The organism is Bariatricus sp. HCP28S3_D3, assembly GCF_052065755.1.
Classification (GTDB): Bacteria; Bacillota; Clostridia; order Lachnospirales; family Lachnospiraceae; genus Allocoprococcus.
Genome location: NZ_JBQHTK010000004.1, coordinates 138,097 through 157,987, shown reverse-complemented (window position 1 = coordinate 157,987; position 19,891 = coordinate 138,097). Strand labels below are relative to the sequence as shown.

Annotated in this window: 17 protein-coding genes and 2 tRNA genes; 2 read left to right on the top strand and 17 right to left on the bottom strand. The window is 45.5% G+C overall.

The features are described from left to right. Positions 1–22: 22 nt before the first annotated feature. The 3 genes from thyA to ACTNB3_RS05315 are packed head-to-tail and all read right to left on the bottom strand — an operon-like array spanning position 23 to position 2,651. The gene (gene thyA, locus ACTNB3_RS05325) at positions 23–871 is read right to left on the bottom strand and encodes a thymidylate synthase (protein ID WP_427807155.1); all 849 of its coding nucleotides are present in this window, start codon (positions 869–871) and stop codon (positions 23–25) included. Between the two features lie 36 nt (positions 872–907). Further along, positions 908–1,339 (bottom strand): MarR family winged helix-turn-helix transcriptional regulator, encoded by a 432-nt coding sequence (locus ACTNB3_RS05320; protein ID WP_427807154.1) that lies wholly within the window; start codon positions 1,337–1,339, stop codon positions 908–910. Between the two features lie 28 nt (positions 1,340–1,367). After that, positions 1,368–2,651, bottom strand: coding sequence for a homoserine dehydrogenase (locus ACTNB3_RS05315; RefSeq protein WP_441024713.1), 1,284 nt, complete (start codon positions 2,649–2,651; stop codon positions 1,368–1,370). A 168-nt stretch (positions 2,652–2,819) separates the two neighbouring features. Between ACTNB3_RS05315 and ACTNB3_RS05310 the strand changes: the two genes are divergently transcribed. After that, the gene (locus tag ACTNB3_RS05310; protein WP_441017763.1) at positions 2,820–3,707 is read left to right on the top strand and encodes a hypothetical protein; all 888 of its coding nucleotides are present in this window, start codon (positions 2,820–2,822) and stop codon (positions 3,705–3,707) included. A 101-nt stretch (positions 3,708–3,808) separates the two neighbouring features. Here ACTNB3_RS05310 and ACTNB3_RS05305 read toward each other — a convergent pair whose 3' ends face one another. The 3 genes from ACTNB3_RS05305 to ACTNB3_RS05295 all read right to left on the bottom strand — a co-directional run bounded on the left by ACTNB3_RS05305 (position 3,809) and on the right by ACTNB3_RS05295 (position 4,951). Further along, the gene (locus ACTNB3_RS05305; protein WP_427819872.1) at positions 3,809–4,315 is read right to left on the bottom strand and encodes a CarD family transcriptional regulator; all 507 of its coding nucleotides are present in this window, start codon (positions 4,313–4,315) and stop codon (positions 3,809–3,811) included. A gap of 81 nt (positions 4,316–4,396) precedes the next feature. Continuing rightward, positions 4,397–4,831, bottom strand: a complete 435-nt coding sequence (locus ACTNB3_RS05300; RefSeq protein ID WP_441024712.1) for a hypothetical protein — start codon at positions 4,829–4,831, stop codon at positions 4,397–4,399. Between the two features lie 47 nt (positions 4,832–4,878). Further along, positions 4,879–4,951, bottom strand: a tRNA-Gly gene (locus ACTNB3_RS05295). A gap of 232 nt (positions 4,952–5,183) precedes the next feature. Here ACTNB3_RS05295 and ACTNB3_RS05290 point away from each other — a divergent pair. Beyond that, a tRNA-Gly gene (locus tag ACTNB3_RS05290) sits at positions 5,184–5,256 on the top strand. Between the two features lie 141 nt (positions 5,257–5,397). On the opposite strand, the gene aspS is transcribed toward ACTNB3_RS05290, so the two are convergent. The 11 genes from aspS to ACTNB3_RS05235 all read right to left on the bottom strand — a co-directional run bounded on the left by aspS (position 5,398) and on the right by ACTNB3_RS05235 (position 19,819). Next, a complete protein-coding gene (aspS, locus tag ACTNB3_RS05285; protein ID WP_441024711.1) occupies positions 5,398–7,203 on the bottom strand; it encodes an aspartate--tRNA ligase in 1,806 nt (601 codons plus the stop codon). A gap of 26 nt (positions 7,204–7,229) precedes the next feature. Beyond that, positions 7,230–8,501 (bottom strand): histidine--tRNA ligase, encoded by a 1,272-nt coding sequence (hisS, locus tag ACTNB3_RS05280; RefSeq protein WP_441024710.1) that lies wholly within the window; start codon positions 8,499–8,501, stop codon positions 7,230–7,232. Beyond that, entirely contained in the window at positions 8,486–10,030 is a 1,545-nt protein-coding gene (gene hemZ / locus ACTNB3_RS05275; protein ID WP_441024709.1) for a coproporphyrinogen dehydrogenase HemZ, read from the bottom strand. The genes hisS and hemZ overlap by 16 nt, the downstream gene beginning before the upstream one ends. A gap of 46 nt (positions 10,031–10,076) precedes the next feature. Next, positions 10,077–10,700, bottom strand: a complete 624-nt coding sequence (locus ACTNB3_RS05270; RefSeq protein WP_427807147.1) for an MBL fold metallo-hydrolase — start codon at positions 10,698–10,700, stop codon at positions 10,077–10,079. A gap of 33 nt (positions 10,701–10,733) precedes the next feature. Then, positions 10,734–13,058 (bottom strand): RelA/SpoT family protein, encoded by a 2,325-nt coding sequence (locus ACTNB3_RS05265; protein WP_441024708.1) that lies wholly within the window; start codon positions 13,056–13,058, stop codon positions 10,734–10,736. Between the two features lie 19 nt (positions 13,059–13,077). Further along, positions 13,078–13,602: an adenine phosphoribosyltransferase gene (locus ACTNB3_RS05260; protein ID WP_427807145.1), complete on the bottom strand. Its 525-nt coding sequence runs from the start codon at positions 13,600–13,602 to the stop codon at positions 13,078–13,080. A gap of 71 nt (positions 13,603–13,673) precedes the next feature. Continuing rightward, positions 13,674–15,455 (bottom strand): single-stranded-DNA-specific exonuclease RecJ, encoded by a 1,782-nt coding sequence (gene recJ, locus ACTNB3_RS05255; RefSeq protein ID WP_441024706.1) that lies wholly within the window; start codon positions 15,453–15,455, stop codon positions 13,674–13,676. Positions 15,456–15,545: 90 nt separating this feature from the next. Then, the gene (secD, locus tag ACTNB3_RS05250) at positions 15,546–17,720 is read right to left on the bottom strand and encodes a protein translocase subunit SecD (RefSeq protein ID WP_441024705.1); all 2,175 of its coding nucleotides are present in this window, start codon (positions 17,718–17,720) and stop codon (positions 15,546–15,548) included. Positions 17,721–17,723: 3 nt separating this feature from the next. Then, on the bottom strand, positions 17,724–19,124 hold the full coding sequence (gene scfB / locus ACTNB3_RS05245) for a thioether cross-link-forming SCIFF peptide maturase (protein ID WP_427807142.1): 1,401 nt from the start codon (positions 19,122–19,124) through the stop codon (positions 17,724–17,726). Positions 19,125–19,214: 90 nt separating this feature from the next. Further along, entirely contained in the window at positions 19,215–19,358 is a 144-nt protein-coding gene (scfA, locus tag ACTNB3_RS05240) for a six-cysteine ranthipeptide SCIFF (RefSeq protein ID WP_008369659.1), read from the bottom strand. An 89-nt stretch (positions 19,359–19,447) separates the two neighbouring features. Beyond that, on the bottom strand, positions 19,448–19,819 hold the full coding sequence (locus ACTNB3_RS05235; RefSeq protein ID WP_427807141.1) for a TIGR04086 family membrane protein: 372 nt from the start codon (positions 19,817–19,819) through the stop codon (positions 19,448–19,450). Between the last annotated feature and the right edge of the window lie 72 nt (positions 19,820–19,891).

The window sequence follows — 19,891 nt, the reverse complement described above, 5'->3', positions numbered from 1 at the left end:
TCCTTTATCCCGTATTTCGCCTCTACACAGCGATTGGTATATCCTTGATCTGAGGTCCCGTTACATAGTTATCAAGACGGACATCATCTTTTGTAAATGCATAGAAATCTTTAATTTCCGGATTCAGCCAGAACGTCGGTGCCGGATGCGTCTCTCTGGTGATCAGTTCCTCGATCAGCGGGATATGACGATCGTAAATGTGCGCATCCGCAATCACATGTACGAACTCTCCAACCTGCATATCGCAGACCTGCGCCAGCATATGCAGAAGAACCGCGTACTGGCAGACATTCCAATTGTTTGCCGCAAGCACATCCTGAGAACGCTGATTCAGAATCCCGTTCAAGGTAAGTTTGTCACTTCCTTTTTCCTTCGTCACATTAAACGTCATGCTGTACGCACACGGATAAAGATTCATCTCATGAAGATCCTGATGCACATAGATATTGGTCATGATTCTCCGACTGTACGGATTGTTCTTCAGATCGTAAATCACCCGGTCCACCTGATCCATCATTCCTTCTTTATACTGATGCTTGACGCTCATCTGATAACCGTAGGCTTTCCCGATGGATCCGTCCTCATCCGCCCAACTGTCCCAGATATGGCTGCTTAGATCATGAATATTATTCGACTTTTTCTGCCAGATCCATAACAGTTCATCGGTACAGCTCTTGATCGCTGTCTTTCTGAGCGTGATTGCCGGGAATTCCTTACGCAGGTCATAGCGGTTCACAACACCGAATTTTTTGATCGTGTATGCCGGTGTTCCGTCCTCCCATCTCGGACGAACCTTCTCCCCTTCCGTGCTGGTTCCGTGATCAATAATGTCCCGGCACATATCTATAAAAACTTTGTCTGCATAACTCATGTCTCTTTCTCCTTTACCACTTAGAATCTGTCCGATTTACGGTTCAGAAATATTATATAGTACTTTTTCCAGCGCTTTTTTGAGCGCCTGTACTTCTTTCTGTGTCATTCCCATCGTAAGCTGCCTGTCACTCTTCTTCCTGCTTGCCTCCATCTTCTTCTGAATATCGTAGGCCTTCTCAGTCAGATAAATGTTCTTGCAACGTTTATCCGTCGTACTGGGCACGGATAAAATGAATCCCTTCTCATCCAGCCGTTTCAAAAGACCTGTCACCGTCGGATTCTTCAGACTTAAGTGCCGTTCGATATCACGCTGTGTGATCTCTTCCTTGCTGCTGTGAAATAAATAATCCAGTACCGCGCACTGTGAGGAAGTGATGCCGATCGACTTCAGCATCCGGTTGAAATCTTTTTCATAAATATTATTAATCTGTTTCACCAAAAAGCCTATCGTCGTACGCTCACGCATTGCTCCACTTCCTTTCTCTATGATTCCCTTAATATTCCCGGATGATACTGCTGATTTCTTTTACGATCGGCATTTCCTTAAGAGCATCCACTGCATCCTTCATATGATATTCCTTAACTGCCGCGGTTCCGATAACCAGTTCGGCATGCATTTTCTTCGCTTCTCTTTGTACGACCCGTTCGATGCTGACCTTGTGATCGCCAAATACTTTCGCGATTTGCGCAAGAACGCCCGGCTCATTCGTTACCTGCATTCTCAGGAAAAAGCGGTTCTTGACTTCTCCAAACTCTTTGACCGGCAGTTCTTTATAACATCCGCATCCGATTCTTCCCATGCAGCCGTACTGCATATTCCTTGCCACATCCAGAATATCTCCTACTACCGCGCTTGCCGTAGGCATCTCACCTGCTCCTCTTCCATAGAACATGGTGTCTCCTACCGCGTCTCCATGCACGAACACTGCATTGAAGGATTCTCTTACCGTAGCCAGAGGATGATTCTTATCAATGATCATCGGATAGACACCGACTTCGATACCCTCTGGCGTATTTCTTGCTACCCCAAGCAGCTTGATAACACAGTCAAATTCTCTGGCATATGCGACATCTCTTGCTGAGATCTTTGTAATTCCTTCCGTATACACATCGTCGAATACGACTCTGGAATGGAATGCAGCGGAAGCCATGATCGCCATTTTACGTCCTGCATCCAGGCCCTCGACATCTGCGGTCGGATCCGCCTCCGCATAGCCCAGCTCCTGTGCCTGTGCCAGAGCCTCACCGAAGTCCATTCCCTCTTCAAACATTTTCGTTAAAATATAGTTTGTCGTTCCGTTTACGATTCCGACGACTTCATCAATCTCATTTGCCGCAAGACATTGTTTCAACGGTCGGATAATCGGAATTCCTCCGGCAACCGCCGCTTCAAAGAGAAGATCTACCTTATGTTCCCTGGCGGCTTCCAACAGCTCTCTTCCATGTTCCGCAATCAGATCCTTATTCGCCGTAACCACACTTTTACCTGCTACAATCGCCTCCAGAATCATCGTTCTGGCCGGTTCAATTCCTCCCATCGCTTCAATGACGATCCGAATTTCTTCATTTCCGATAATATCCTCCCAACGGTCCGTCAGAAGGCTCTGTTCGATTCCATGGCGTGTCTTTTTCAAATTATGTACAAGAATCTTCTCGATCTCAAGATTTGCTCCAATCTTCTGTTCCATCTCATCACTGCGGCGTCCAATCAACTTATATACACCTGTTCCGACTGTCCCCAGTCCAAGCAGTCCGATTTTAATCACCTTATTATCCATCGTATTTTAATCCTTTCCTGTGTCTCGAGTAAATAGTCATTAATTGGTTCTATTCTATCACTTTTTTGAATACGTGCAAAGAAGTTTCTTGACTTCTTTTCCAGAAGTGATAACATTATATATGTATGGACATTAAGACTATGAAAAGCCAAAGAGGAGAGATAACGAATGAAATGCCCCATTTGTAACAAAGAACTTGAGATCAGAAACAAGAAAGTCGGTGAGACTGCAGACGGTGAGGCTATCTACAACGAATTTGCCATTTGCCACGATTGCAAGAAACAGTGGAATTTAGATAAACAGCGTGCCAAAAAGGAAGTTGATACAGAAACGCCAAAGCCAAAGCGCAAAAAACGCCCGGTGAATCCGAATCCTGTTCCGGGAAATGAAAACCCGGTGAGAAAGGCACCTGTCTCCGAGTCTTCTGCCAAACCGGCAGCCCCTGCCAGGAAAAAGAAACCTGTTCCTTCCGGGTCTGAGGCAAACACCCAGGAACTCCCACAGGCAAAGGCTGCAGCGACTGAGAAGAAGGCAGCTCCGAAGAAGAGACCTGTTTCTCCGGAAGCTAAAGAAGCAGCACCCAGAAAGAAACCTGCTGCTCCGGTAAAAGAGAAAACTATGCCTGAGAAGAAAACCGTTCCTGCCAAAAAGAAAAAAGCAGCTCTGGATGAGACTGTTGCAATTGAACGTCCAGGCTTCGATGAAGAAGCACCGCGTCCGAAGAAAAAACCACGTCCGGTAAAACCGGCACCGCGCGCAATGGAAGATCCGATCGAGGAATTTTCCGATGCACTGGACAGTGCCTTTGAGGATCAGCCGAAACCGGTCAGACGCAAACAGATCGATAACAGAAAGTCAGAACAGACTTACTCCAACATTCCGCCGAAGCATGTACGTGAATCCCGTGAAAAAGAAATGCGTGAGAATTACCAGAATATGCTTGATGAAGATGACGAGGATGAAGGTGGACGTTTTCCGGTCGTACTGGTCGTGATTCTTGTCATTCTGATCCTTGCTGCAGCTGCATTTGCCGGATACTGGTTCTTCCTCCGGTAATCGGATTTTGCTTTTCGTATATTTTAGTGAATGAAATTCATTACATAAAAGAGGAGTCTGCCTCAGCCATTAACCGGCAATGCAGACTCCTTTTTCTGATTCTATTTTTTCTTTCGTTTTACCGACTCTTCAATAATCCGGCACACTTCATCCTTGTTTTTCCCGAGTGCAAAACCAAGTTCTGAATACAGGCTCTGTTCCGCCTTTTGAAAATAGCGCTCATCTACCATCATCGTTTTTTTGCCCTGGGCCATTCTTTTCTGCTTGCGCAAGTATATCATTTTAATAATACTGATCAGAGATTCCGGATCGCCGCTTCGAACCGCTTCCTTATATCGCTGCTCCCTCATTTTTTCATTGTCCACCCACATTTCCTCAATCTCGGGTATTTTGTCGATCAGTTTCAAAGCTTCCTCTTCCGTCATAGCCTTTCTGATATTGGTTTTTGTGTCGACAGGGACATATATTTTTTCGGCCTTCTCTCCAACCGGTATCAATAAATAGTACTCTTTCTTGCAATCAACTCCAGACATGTTCAAATGCAGGATGTCTTCCACTTTGCATACACCATCTGTAGATTTTACAATGTAATCTCCAATTTGATACACAATCATACCTCCTTCATTCTCCGCTCGATATTCGCTGTGTCTACTTCGATTTCTACAACCGACACATTCCAAAACAGCACCTTATAATATATGATACCATTTTTTTCGTCCAAATTTCAAAGGTATAAATTCACAAAAAATAAAAAGTATCCGTGCACACAGAATCGTGACAGGAATCATTACAAGAATCAGAATACCGGCCAAACCGGTAGACGCAATCCCCATGACAGTCAGGATTGATATCAAAACAGCAGGAACAACCATGATGAGCAGTTTATTCTTTACATATGTAGGTCCATTTCCACGTCCGATCATACCGAGTGTCATACATCCGAAAAGTGCCGGTAAGAGGTAATTACTGGCTGTTGAAAAATACTCATTCTGAAGGATTCCTTTCAATGGTGCAATCAATAATACACCGACAAACAGAACGATCAGTGTTACGATTCTTGCGCGCTTATCTTCGTTGTTAACAATAAATGTCCAGAAAACTTTACTAGCATTACTTCTGAGCAAAGAATTACATAAAAAAAACAATGGAGCATAAACCCCATTGTTTCCAGAGCGACAGACGGGACTCGAACCCGCGACCTCCACCTTGGCAAGGTGGCGTACTACCAACTGTACTACTATCGCATGTATGAATTTGCGTTCCTCTGAACAAAATATAGTATACCCTATATGCGTGCACTTCGTCAACCCTTTTTTTCGTTTTGCATGTATGACTTTTCATTTGTTTCAAACGAATTGTCAGCAAAATATCCACAAATCCTCAAAAAGTTGAACATGCATTTCTTCACAAATCAGTTGACAAATGTTCATTCATAAGGTATAGTATATATTGTTCTGAGGAACGACAATTACACATGCGATAGTAGTACAGTTGGTAGTACGCCACCTTGCCAAGGTGGAGGTCGCGGGTTCGAGTCCCGTCTGTCGCTCTTTAACCACTGAGATATCCCAGTGGTTTTCTTTTATATAATTTTTTTGCAAGTCTAGATTATTCGTCATGGAAGTGAAGTTTTCTATAGAAAAAAGCACGTCATCCATTTTCTGGACAACGTGCTTCTCTTCTTTTATTCTTATTCTTCTGTCTTCTCTTCCTTTGTTCCCGCAAGTTCCAGTCCCAGCTCTTCCAGCTGTTTTTTGTCAACTGCTGCCGGAGCCTCGGTCATCAAATCAGATGCATCCTTCACCTTCGGGAATGCGATTACGTCGCGGATGCTGTCCTGTTTTGCCATCAGCATAACCAGACGATCCAGTCCGTAAGCAAGTCCTGCGTGCGGCGGTACACCGTATTTAAACGCATTCAATAAGAATCCAAACTGTTCTTCGGCCTGCTCGGGTGTGAAACCGAGTACTTCAAACATCTTACTCTGGATTTCCTGATTGAAGATACGCACACTTCCTCCTCCGATCTCGTTTCCGTTCAGAACGATATCGTATGCTTTGGCACGTACTCTTCCCGGATCAGAATCGATGTACTGAAGGTCTTCTTCCATCGGCATGGTGAACGGATGATGCATCGCTGTGAAACGATTCTGCTCTTCACTCCACTCAAGAAGCGGGAATTCCGTTACCCAGAGGAATTTGTATTCGTTTTTATCCAGAAGTTCCATCTGTCGTGCGAGCTCCAGGCGGAGTGCTCCGAGGACATCCCATACCACTTTATTCTTATCAGCAGCAAAGAGAAGCAGGTCGCCGTTTTCTCCTCCCATAGCCTCGATCAATGCTTTCTGTTGTTCTTCATTCATGAATTTAGCAAAGGAAGATTTCACGGTACCGTCTTCCTGGATTGCAATGTAGGCCAGTCCTTTTGCACCATAGTCCTTTGCGAAATCAACCAGCTTGTCGATTTTCTTTCTCGGCATCGCGCCCTGTCCTTTTGCGTTAATACCACGGACAGTTCCGCCTTTTTCAATCGCATTCTTAAAGACTACAAAATCAAAATCTTTTACAACTTCTGTCACATTCTGAAGTTCCATACCGAAACGAATGTCCGGTTTGTCGGATCCGAAGCGGTCCATGGCCTCCTGCCAGGTCATTCTCTGGATCGGAAGCTCAACATCGATATCCAGCACTTCTTTGAACAGCTTTGCAAGAAGACGTTCATTGACATCGATCACATCGTCTACATCAACAAAAGACAATTCCATATCGATCTGTGTAAATTCCGGCTGACGGTCAGCACGGAGATCCTCGTCACGGAAACACTTTACGATCTGGAAATAACGGTCATATCCGGAACACATCAAAAGCTGTTTGAAAATCTGCGGTGACTGCGGAAGTGCATAGAAGTTTCCCGGATGAACACGGCTCGGAACAAGATAATCTCTTGCGCCTTCCGGTGTACTCTTGATCAGGAAAGGAGTCTCAATCTCAAGAAATCCTTCTTCTGCAAGGAACTGACGAGTCAGCGTTGCCACACGGCTTCTCATCATCAGATTTCTCTGAATATCCGGTCTTCTAAGATCAAGGAAACGATATTTCAAACGCAGATCTTCCTTTGTCTTGGAATTCTCTTCAATCGGGAACGGAGGTGTCTCGGATTCGGACAACACCCTGAGTTCTTCCGGTTTGATCTCGATGGCACCGGTTGCCAGATTTTCATTGACCGCACCGGAACGAGCTTCTACTTTTCCTACAACCGCAATGACAAATTCACTTCTCAGCTTCGCAGCCTTTTCAATAATCTCCGGAGCTGTGCTTCCCTCTTCACATACGACCTGAATGATTCCTGAACGGTCACGCACATCGGCGAAAACCAGTCCTCCTTTATTTCTGTTCTTCTGAACCCATCCCATGATGGTCACTCTCTCACCAATATTTGCCTCGGAAAGTTCCGCACAACGGTGCGTTCTTTTCAGGCCCATCATTGATTCTGCCATGATTTCTTCCTCCTGTTTTTATCTATTTACAGTTCCATTACGGAATCTTTATAGCAATCCGTAATATCCTCATACCCATCCGCGATCAGCTGATCCTTCTGGAATTTTTTATTCTTCTTCATGTTGGCGATCAGAACCTGCTTTCCGTTTGCACGGTCTTCTTTCGCCATAGCAAGTATTTTCAGAATTCCTTCCTGATGCATGCCTTTCTCCAGAAGGTATGCCTTCTTCTGACGCTTTGACGGGATCTCATATCCATTCTCCAGAAGAAGCATAACAATACGCTCAAATCCAATCGAGAATCCACATGCCGGGGTGTCCTGACCGGTAAATTTACCGATCATCTTATCATAACGCCCGCCTCCGGCGACTGCACCGCCAAACTCATCCATCGTAACCTCGAAAATAGTTCCGGTATAATAAGACTGTCCGCGCACCAGAGTCGGATTAAATTTCACTTTAAAATCTGCCTCCTTAGCACTTTCCACGCAGGAAATGATCGTTTCCATGCTGTCTGCCACCTTCTCATCCAGGAATCCTGCCAGCTTCTTGCGGCAGAAACGGATTCCTTCCACATCCGGGCTGATCTCATCAAAAAGCCCCAGATAGGTGTCAACATTTTCTTTGGTATACCCCATCTCCTGGAGTTCAGCTCCGACACCTTCAGCTCCGATCTTATCCATCTTATCCAGAATAATAAATACTTCATCGAAATCTTCTTCTTTAAAGCCGCTGTATGCTGCCATGGCTTTCAGAATATTCCGGTCATTAATATTGACGGTGAAATTATGGAAATCCATCTTCCCAAGCATCGTTGTGGTCGCCAGAATCAGCTCGATCTCGGCCAGATTGCCCGGTTCTCCGAGAATATCGATATCACACTGCATGAACTGGCGGAACCGGCCTCTCTGCGGACGGTCAGCACGCCATACATTTCCGATCTGAAGCGCCTTAAATGGAGACGGTAGTTCATTTGCATGGTTTGCGTAATATCTTGCGAGCGGTACAGTCAGATCATAGCGGAGTCCTCCGTCCACCAGATCCGCCTCTTCTTTCGCCTCATCGATCTTAAGCTTCTCACCACGTTTCAAAATCTTGAAGATCAGTTTTTCGTTATCTCCACCCTGTTTACTGCAGAGATTCTCAATATGTTCCACACATGGAGTCTCCATGGAGGTAAACCCGAAAGTTTTGTAAGTGTCTTTGATCATCTGGATTACGTAATCCCGGATCTCCATCTCCTTCGGGAGCATGTCCTTCATACCGGTAACCGGTTTCTTCTTTAACGCCATAGCCATTCTCCTTTTCGTTCTATCATCTCATGGACTCGTGAAATATACTCTCCCACGTCCCTGACATTTTCTATTCTGATCAGATTCGTCATTCTGCCGTTCCTGCTGCCCGGCGCCGGAATCTCATAGGGAAGTACGATCTTGGTGGAAGCACCCGCCCCCGCTGCAATGATCGATTGTTTTTCCTCCATAATTAGTATATTGTAAATTCCGGCTTTGTCAACCTTTGCATAGCCCACATTTTCAAAATTTCCGGCGATATTCTTCTGCCGGTACAGATAATACGGATGCAGATCCATCTCTCTCGCAGCCACAGACGCCATATCGATCATTTCTTCCAGCTCACGGGCCATCTGTGCATTCTTCATCTGCTCCTCTCCCGCGTTTCCGCCGCCCGTCTGCTGGGCCTTCTCCCTTGTAAGCCGGGAACCATGCTTCATTGCAAGCGCATGTACAGTCAGGCTGTCCGGCTCCAGCTGCCGTATCTGACGCAGTGTGTCTTCCATATCACAGGGATGCTCTCCCGGGAGACCGGCAATGAGATCCATATTGATGTTGTCAAATCCGATTTCGCGGGCCATATGATAGACGCGTACGATATCTTCTACTGTGTGATGACGTCCGATCGCATCCAGAGTCCTCTGCTGCATCGTCTGTGGATTGATGGAAATCCGCCCAACGTTGTGCCGGTATATAACTTCCAGTTTTTCCTTCGTGATACTGTCCGGACGCCCTGCCTCGATTGTAAACTCTTTCAGCTCTTCATAGCTGAATTTTTCTTCCAGATGGGTAAGCACCCGATCCATCTGCTCTGCGCTCAGCGTCGTAGGCGTTCCTCCGCCCATATAGATCGTGTTCAAATTTTTATTGCGTGACATTTCGGCAATGCCGGTCAGTTCCTCCAGAAGCGCATCCACATACTCATCCGTACGTTTTTCCCATTTTGCGATCGGATAAGACGTGAAGGAACAATAACTGCAGGTCGTGGGGCAAAACGGAATTCCGATATAGAGGCTGTATCCATTTTCATAATCCAGCTTTCCAAGCTGTTCCTTCTCCCGTTTTGCGATTTCGATACCGAGGCGTGCTTTCTTCTCACCTACCACATAAGTATCTGCCATAAATCTGACGATTTCGTCATCAGAAAATCCTTCCTCCAGCTTCTCCATGAGCATTTTCGTCGGACGTACTCCTGTCATATCCCCCCATGCATGGCTTTCTCCTGTGAGTTCTGACAACCATATATATAATTTTTTATTGATATATCTCTTTTTTTCCCTTTTATCTGTAATCGGATCCGTTTCAGACGGTTCAACCGTAAAGATTCCCGGTTCGTCACTACCTAAAAAGGTTCCGCGAACCTCTTCGTCGTTTGCTTGGCAACAAAAACAAGAATCACCATCCACTCTGATCTGAATCAGTGATTCTTGTTCTGCATCCACCGTCTGGTTTATCACGGCATCCGGAAAGAACGATTTTACGATATGATACATGTCGTAGGTATACCGCTCATTCTGACATATAATCTGAATCATGCCTTATTAAACCTCTTCTGCCTGTGTTTTTCTATCCATTTTCATGTTACACATAAGGATTATTTACCTTTTCATTCCCAATCGTTGTTGCACCCATATGTCCCGGATACACGATCGTCTCGTCCGGGAGAAGGAACAGCTTCTCCTTAATCGAACGGATCAGATCCGAAGTACTGCTCGTCGCGAAATCAGATCTTCCCACGGAGCAGCAGAACAGCGTGTCTCCGCTGAAAAGTACATTTGCATCTTTCACATAATAACAGACACCTCCTGCCGTATGTCCCGGTGTATGAATCACCTGAAATTCATATCCGATCAACGACAGCACATCTTTGTCATGAATCACCTCACCGCCTGCATAGCTGTATCCCGCCGTATAGGTCGTAGATTCGTTCAGTTCCGCTTTGTGAAGGAGGTCCAGATCATTTTCTTCCACATAAACCGGGATTTCCCCAAACATGGCTATAATCTTATCAATTCCCATAATATGATCAAAATGCGCATGCGTCAGAAGGATGGCTTTGGGTTTTAATTGTTCCTCTTCCATATAACTCACCATTTTCCGTGAAAGATTCGCCGGATCAACGATGACCGCTTCCTTCGTGTCTTCATTTGACAGAATATAACAATTGGTACTGATAATACCTGTTACAAACTTCTCTATTTTCATATTCATATCCTCTTCTTACGATATATTTTCTATTTAACCGACTGCACGTTCAATATCCAGCACACCTTGAAGCTGACGGAGCTTTTCAATCACTTTCGCCAGTTCCTCACGCCCATGTACGACAAAACCTGCTTCGATCGTTGCCGTTCCCTGCTTGCTGGTGCGCACATTCATAGACTTCACATCAATATTCATTTCCGTCAGGACTTTGGACATATCCATCAGCAATCCCTGACGGTCATTTGCATACATCTTGATTTCGGCCAGATAGCTTCCGTTGCCTTCACCGTCCGCCGGTTTTTCCCACTCAGCCGGTATTAGTCGTGCACGTTCCGGCTCTGATAAATGAATCATATTCACACAATCCGTCCGATGGATCGACATACCGCGGCCTCGAGTGATAAATCCGACGATCTCGTCACCCGGAACAGGATTACAGCATCTGGAAAAGCGCACTGCCATATCGTCAATTCCCTTAACAACGATTCCACTTTTCGATTTTGCAATGTGAACCTTATTCTTGGATGCCTCCGCGATCTTTTCCATTACGATCTCGTCGGTGATCTCTTTTTTGTGATCCTTGCCGTATTCTTCAACAAGACGGTTGATCACCTGACCTTCTTTCAGGCCGCCGTGTCCGACCGCCGCCAGAATAGAATCCCAGTCACGAAATCCGTATTTTTCCTGCACGATCTGCATGTATTTCGGCTTCAAAAGATCAGTCAGTACAAATCCTTTCGCCTTGCTGTAGGCCAACATCATTTCTTTTCCGCGTACAATATTTTCTTCGCGGAACTCTTTCTTGAACCACTGATTGATCTTGTTCTTCGCCTGTGTACTTTTGACGATATTCAGCCAGTCCCGGCTGGGACCTTTGGAATTCTGTGAAGTCAGGATCTCGATCCTGTCACCGTTTTGTATCTTATAATCAATATTGACCAGCTTACCGTTCACACGCGCACCGACCATTTTATTGCCGACTGCAGTGTGGATCGCATAGGCAAAGTCAATCGGCGTAGAACCATTCGGAAGGTTCTTCACGTCTCCGTTCGGGGTAAAGCAATATACATCCTCCGCAAACAGGTCCAGATCTCCTTTGAGGAGGTTCATAAATTCCCGGTTGTCGGACATATCTTTCTGCCACTCCAGGATCTGTCTGAGCCAACTCAGCTTCTCCTCTTCCTTCGCTTCTACGCTCTTCTTACCGTCATTTGATTCCTTATATTTCCAGTGTGCGGCAATACCATATTCTGCCGTTTTGTGCATCTCTTTGGTTCGGATCTGAATTTCAAACGGCTGGCCGACCGAGCTCATCAAAGTCGTGTGAAGCGACTGATACATATTTGCCTTCGGCATAGCAATATAATCCTTGAATCTTCCCGGAACCGGTGTGTACATCTCGTGAATGACTCCCAGCGCAGCGTAACAGTCTTTCACAGAATCTACAATGATCCGGACTGCGAACAGATCATAGATCTGATCCACGGTTTTATCCTGGTTGACCATCTTTTTATATATACTGAAGAAATGTTTCACTCGACCGTTGACTTCCGCCTCAATGTTCGCATTTTCCATATGAGCGGAGACCTCATCCACGATCTGCTGAACGAACTCCTCTCTCTCTGTCTTTCTCGCATTGATCTGTTTCACCAGATCATAGAATACTTCCGGTTGAGAGTATTTCAGTGCCAGGTCATCCAACTCTGTCTTTATTTTAGAAATACCAAGCCTCTGCGCGATCGGCGCGTAGATGTCCATGGTCTCTTTCGCCTTTTCCTTCTGCTTCTCCGGCCGCATATACTGCAGAGTCCGCATATTATGCAGACGGTCTGCAAGTTTAATAATGATAACGCGGATATCTTTTGCCATAGCAAGGAACATTTTCCTAAGGTTCTCCGCCTGAACATCCAGCTTATCCGCCGAATAGGATAACTGTCCCAGCTTCGTCACACCGTCCACCAGAAGTGCGACTTCGTCTCCGAATTCTTCCTTGATCTCATCATACGTCATGACCGTATCTTCCACAACATCGTGAAGGATTCCTGCTGTGATCGTCTCCTTATCCATCTCCAGCTGCGCCAGAATGATTCCAACCCAGAGCGGATGAATGATATAGGCTTCCCCGGACTTTCTCTTCTGACCTTCATGCGCGTTTTTCGCGATACAATATGCTTTTTCGACCATTGAGATGTCCGCCGACGGATGATATTTCTGAATCCGCGCAATTAAACTATTATACAATTCATCCGGGTTCTGATAGTCTGCAGGTGCCTTTACCGCATGGCCATCGACGATATCCAGTTTTTTATTACTCGCTTCAATCAGCGGCTCCTGACTGATGTCCCATCCATCTGCCATATCTTCCCCCTCCTTTTCCTTAGTTTCCGGGATATTGGATTACGGACTCAACCGGATAACCTTCCAGTTTGCTCCGTCCCTTCAATCCTTCCAGCTCAATCAGACAAAGAAAGCCTACAACTTCTCCGCCCAGTTCCTCGACCAGCTTAATGATTGCTTCTGCGGTTCCTCCTGTTGCAAGAAGATCATCCACTATGATCACTTTATCTCCCGGCTTGATGGAGCGCTTGTGAATCTCGATTTCCGCGGTGCCGTACTCCAGCTCATAGGAAGCAGATATCGTCTCACATGGAAGTTTTCCCTTCTTTCGCACCGGCACAAATGCCTTGTGATGGTTGTACGCGATCGGCATTCCGAAAATGAAACCTCTGGATTCCGGTCCGACAATCACATCAAATTCTCTGTCACCTATTTTTTCTTCCAGACCATCAATTGCAAGATGAAGTCCATCCGCATTTTCCAATACACTTGTCACGTCTCTGAAAATAATTCCCTCCTGCGGGAAATCCGGAATACTTACTACATAATCTTCTAACTTTTTCATGAAACCTTCCACCCTTTGTACGCATAATAAAATATTATTAATTATATCACAAAATTCTGAATTTTCAAAATCTATTTATAATTTTGAATCACAATCTGTGGAGTTTTTATTCCCTGGTATTCATTGATATCGGGATAATATGTAAATGCCATTTCGATTCCCTTCTCTGCACGGTTTCTTGGCACATTCCTGCCGCTCAGCATATCCTGATATGCCCGATCCCCGAACTTCTGTTTTATATAATTCAAAAAGCCTTCTATATCACCGAAATACATTGCATCGATCCCGGTTCCGTTCGTATCTTCCACGCGAAGTTTCAACACATTCCGATTTTTTCCCAGGATCCGCGCTCCAAGAACATGTACTTTTCGTTCTGCAAACAGCGGCTTCGCGTTAGCCTTTCCGAATGGTTCCAGAACCTTTATATCTCCGACAAATTTCTCCGTCACCGCAGAAAAAGGAAGCTGCATATCAATCTGTATCTTTTCCACGAGGTCTTCCTCTGATAGCTGTGATTTCCGGTTGATCTCCTGGCGGAACTGCTCCAGATTCTCTTCCGGAAGCGAGAGACCTGCCGCCATCTTATGTCCGCCAAACCGCGTCAGAAGATGCGCACAGCGATTCAATCCTTCATACATGTGCCATGTCTCAATTGATCGACCGGATCCTTTCAGCCCTTCCTGGGCGCGGGTCAGGACAAACACCGGTCGGTAATATTTCTCCCTGACTCTTCCTGCCACGATTCCCGCAAGACTCTCATGACACTGCGGAAGATAGATTACCAGAACATCATCATCCCGGATCTCCGTATTCTCAACCTGAATAAACGCTTCCTCCACCGCCTGGGCCGTCATGTCCTTTCTGCTGTCATTCAAAGCCTTCAAATCCCCTGCCAGCACATCTGCCTCTTTCTGCGTTCTTGCTTCCAAAAGCTCCAGCGCCCGCTTCGCTGTATCCAGACGGCCGCTTGCATTCATGCACGGTCCCAGGACAAATCCAATATGATAGGTATTCAGGTTCGCAGCATTGACTCCTGTACATTCAATCAGCGCTTTTAATCCCTTATTCTTCGTACGCTTCAGCATTTCCAGGCCCTGCTTTACGAAAATACGATTTTCATCCACGAGATCCACCACATCTCCAACCGTGGCAATGGCGACATTTTCCATCAAATAATCCAACTCACATACATCACTGTCCATTGCTTCTGCCAATGCTTCCACAAGCTTATAGGCGACTGCAGCTCCGCAGAGACCTTTAAATGGATACAGACAATCCGCTCTTTTGGGATCAACAACCGCATCCGCCTCCGGGAGAAGATATGCTCTTTCGCCTTCCTCTTCGCGATAAGGTACTTCATGATGATCTGTCACAACCACCGTCATCCCCATGCTTTTTGCATAAGCTATTTCTTCTGCCGCCGCAATCCCATTGTCGCAGGTCACAATGGTGTCAACATCCGCGTCAAGTGCCCGGTCGATCAGGTGGCGATTTAATCCATATCCGTCTTTCATTCGATCCGGAATATCACTGTCCACATCAGCTCCCAGATAACGGAACCCTTCCAGGAGAATGTAGGTCGACTGTATTCCGTCTATGTCATAATCCCCGATAACACGGATACGCTTTTCTGCCCGGATCCGCTCCACAAGGACATTGACAGCCTTATCCATATCCTTCATCAGCATTCCATCATAGAGATCCGCAATCGTTCCGTTCAAATATTTCGCAATCGCCTCATCCCCGATGACATCTCTGTTTCGAATCAGTGAAGCGATTCGCGGACTGATATGAAATTTCTCACTGATATGTGCAAAATCCGCACCTTTTCTCAAAAGTACCCAGTTTTCCATCTTATCGTTTCCTTTCAATCTTATCCTGATATATGGAAAAGGTGTCGGAAAACTCCAACACCTTTTCTCTATCAAATTTCATAATACAATTTATTTTTTCTTCTTTCCGCCTGCCGGAACTTCTTTCTTCTTCCATTTGGTCTTCATCATATACCACAGGGCTCCTGTGATGCATACAGAAGAATATCCGCCGCATACGATACCTACCATCAGAGGGCTTGCGAATTCCTTAATCGAACTTACGCCCAGGATGTAGATCACTGCAACCATGACAAAGGTAGTGAGTGAAGTATAAATACTTCTGGTAAGTGTATTGGTGATACTCTTATTTACTACGTCTGCCAGGCTTTCATCCCGTTTCTTCAAATGTATTTCTTCACGGATACGGTCGAATATAACGATCGTCGCATTGATGGAGTATCCGACAATAGTAAGCATACATGCGATGAATGTATTTCCTACGGAGACTCTTGCCACTGCGTAGAAAGCCAGTACTACAAGAACATCGTGCAAAAGTGCGATAACCGCGCTGGTTGCGAAACGGATGTCTTTGAAACGGAACCAGATGTAGATCAGCATACAGATCGTAGCGATAATTACCGCGATGATCGCATCCGTTCTCATCTCTTTGCTGACAGTAGAACTGATATTTTCTGCTGTAATCAGAGATTCATCTACTCCGAATTTATCTACAAGTGCCTGATTCAACGCTTCTCTCTGTTCCAGATCCAATGTCGTAGTCTTAATGATCACCTGTGTGCTGTCTTTCACCTTCTGCGTCTGAACATTCTTATCGCCGGTCACCTCTTCTACAACCGGTACGATGAGAGAATCAATTTCCTTGATATCATAATCTTCATTGAAGGTCACATTGGTAGCCGTACCACCCTTAAATTCCAAGCTGTAATTCAGAGAGCCATTTCCGCCTGCTGACTGCACCCCCATTGTAATCAGGCCAACCGCAATGACTGCAATCGAAATTGCGAAACAAAGATTCTTTTTGCCAAGGAAATTGAATACCTTTGTCTCTTTCTTCTTTTTTGCATAGAATTTCTCATCACGGATTCCAATTGCATAGAAGGAAAATACAATTACTCGAGTGATCACAAGTGCTGTGAACATGGAAATCACGATACCAAGAGCAAGTGTCTGAGCAAATCCTTTGACAGAACCGGAGCCCTTAAGTCCCAGTACGATTGCCGCGATCAAAGTAGTCACGTTACCATCCACGATCGCGGACATTGCCTTCTTAAATCCGTTTCTGAGTGATGATCTCACACTCACTCCGGCAGCAATCTCTTCCCTCACACGCGCGAAGATAATAACATTCGCATCAACTGCCATACCGATACCGAGGATAATACCTGCGATTCCAGGAAGAGTCAGTGTAATGTCAAATGCGTTCAAAAGTACAATGACCAGTCCTGTATAAATGAGCAGTGCAAGTCCTGCAGCAAAACCAGGAAGCAGGTATACAATACACATGAAGATAAAGACTAACGCAAGACCGATCGCTCCTGCTTTCAAGCTTGTACTGATTGCTTCCTCACCAAGCTGTGCCCCCACTACATTGGAACGGAGTTCTTCCAGTTCCAGCTTCAGTCCACCGATTCGGATCGTTGAAGCAAGTGTGTCAGCTTCCTCATAATCTGCCATACCTTCGATGACAGCCTGTCCATTTTCAATCACAGAATTAACCACCGGTGCACTGATCGTTTCGCCATCATAAACAATGGCGATCTGCTTTCCAAGATTTTCTTCCGTTGCCTTTGCAAATTTCTCTGCGCCTTCGTCCGTAAGCTCCAGAGCCACAACATACTCATTATTCTTTGTCGTGCTGTTCTGCTGAGTCTGTGCCTGAGCACTCTTCACATCAGAACCACTTAATACGACTTCTCCGTTCGGATCCTGGAATTCCAGTGAGCCCGGTTTTCCGAGTTCTTCCAGAACAGTATTTGCATCGGAAACACCCGGAATCTCAATGCTGATCCGGTCATCGCCTTCCTGATAAACAGAAGCCTCTGTACTGTACTGTTCCACACGTTTCTGTAATTTGTAGATGGTATCTGCCATCTCTTCTTTGGTCGGATTCTTGTCTTTTGCCTGATAGGTAATGCTGACACCACCGGCAAGATCAAGACCCAGGTTGATGTTCTTTGCGGCACCGGAATGAGAAGATCCAAATCCCTGAACACAGGTAAATCCAAGCAGTCCCATAAGTGCCGCAATCAGAACAAGGCTGATAATACCTTTACTTTTCTTCATGTCCTACTTCCTTTCTTCTGCCAAAGCAGCCTTTATCATGATTGCACATTCTACCCGCTTACGCTCCATCTCGCATCCGATGTCATAGGAGTCGTTCAGACCGCCTGCATATTTATATGCATTCGCCATACAGCCTCCGCTGCAATAGAATCTGGCAAAACATTTCTTGCATTTTTCCTTGGTATATACATTACAGCACCGGAATGCGTCCGCAATCTCCGGTTTTGTAATTCCTTCATCCACATTTCCCATCAGGAAATCTTCATCTCCGACAAACTGATGGCACGGATAGAGATCGCCCCACGGAGTTACCGACAAATACTCTGTTCCGGATCCGCATCCGGACAATCTCTTATACAGGCACGGTCCGCCTTCCAGATCGATCATAAAATGGAAGAAATTAAAGCCTTCGCCCTTTCTTTCCTTCTCAATCACGAACTGCGCCAGCTTATCATATTCTTCAAAAATCTTCGGCAGATCCTCTTCACGGATCGCATACGGATCCGAAGCATCCCCGACAACCGGTTCGATGGACATCTGTTTGAACCCAAGCTCTGCAAAATGCTTTACATCCTCGGAGAAGTCCAGATTATTTCTGGTAAATGTTCCCCGGATATAGTAACGCTCCTGATTTCTGGAATCCGCAAGTTTCTGGAATTTCGGCACGATCAGATCATAACTGCCCTTCCCGTTTCGGAACGGTCTCATACGGTCATTGACTTCTTTTCTTCCGTCGAGACTCATGACCACGTTATCCATCTCTTTATTGATAAACTCCTGGATCTCATCATTCAGCAGAACACCATTCGTCGTCACTGTAAAACGAAAATGCTTATTATGTATCTTCTCCTGTTCTCTTCCGTATGCAACAAGATCCTTGACAACCTGCCAGTTCATCAGCGGTTCCCCGCCGAAGAAATCCACTTCCAGATTACGTCTGCTGCCCGAATTGGCAATCAGGAAATCCAGGGCTTTCTTTCCCACTTCAAAACTCATCATGGCTCTTCTTCCATGATATTCTCCTTCTTCTGCAAAGCAGTATCTGCATGCCAGATTGCAGTCATGCGCAATATGCAGGCACATTGCCTTCACAACCGTCTTGCGTTTCACGACCTCACCGATGAGCGGCTCATAAGTATCCTTCACAAATAACTGCCCCGACTCCGTGAGTTCTGTCACATCCTCTAATATTTCTCTTAATTCTTCTTCCGGATATTTATCCTTCAGCTCCGCTTTCACTGCCTCCCAGGTCTCATCCTGACGAAGCGTCTCGGCTGTCTGGTTCTCATTCCTTGCATTCAGACATGCAATCACGTCATATGCTGCCTGATCCACCGTATGAACGCATCCGCTGTTGATATCCATCACGATCAAATATCCGTTATTCTGGTACTGATGAATCACAACCGGTACCCCTTTCTAATTTGTTTTCCATAACGCCAATAGACAGCGGCTTTTAGCCGCTGCCTTGATTCATACTAAGATAAAATTCTCTTATTTGCTGTGCTCGCAAGTCTGATTTCCTACGGTACAGGATGTCTTACAAGCAGACTGGCAAGATGTCTGGCATTCTCCACATCCGCCTTTTTTTACTGTATTGTTCAGAGTCTGTGTATTCAATGTCTTAATATGCTTCATTGCAATCTCCTCCTTACTTTTCACTATGCACTATAGTATATCACAACACCCTTGACAGCGTCAACGTCAAAGTGTTACAAGTTTTCTTCTCATGAGAGCATACCTCCCAGCATCCCCCCCGCCACACAAAGTGCAAATGAAACCAGCATACTGCTTCCTCCCTGGATTGTGCGGTATACACCGATTGAAATCATGAGAAGCAGTGCAAAATACAGGATTCCGATCAGAGTCCCCCACAGGAACCGCCTCGTTCCTGCCAGCTTGCCTGCTATCATTCCTCCGATAAAAGCAGATACCAGATACACGATCAGGATTCCGATCTCTACTTTCTTCTCATCCAGTCCAAACTTATACAGCAAAAACGTCAGAAGCAAAAGAAGCAGGGCTGTCACGATATAAGAAGCAAGCAATGCCTTCAGTATTTGAATCGGTTTGATCACAGAATTCACTTTCTTTTCCATGTTCTGTTCCTCCTTATCTAAAACATGTGTATGCAGATAAGTTTAAAATCAGAACGAAAAGCTGTTTCTAAT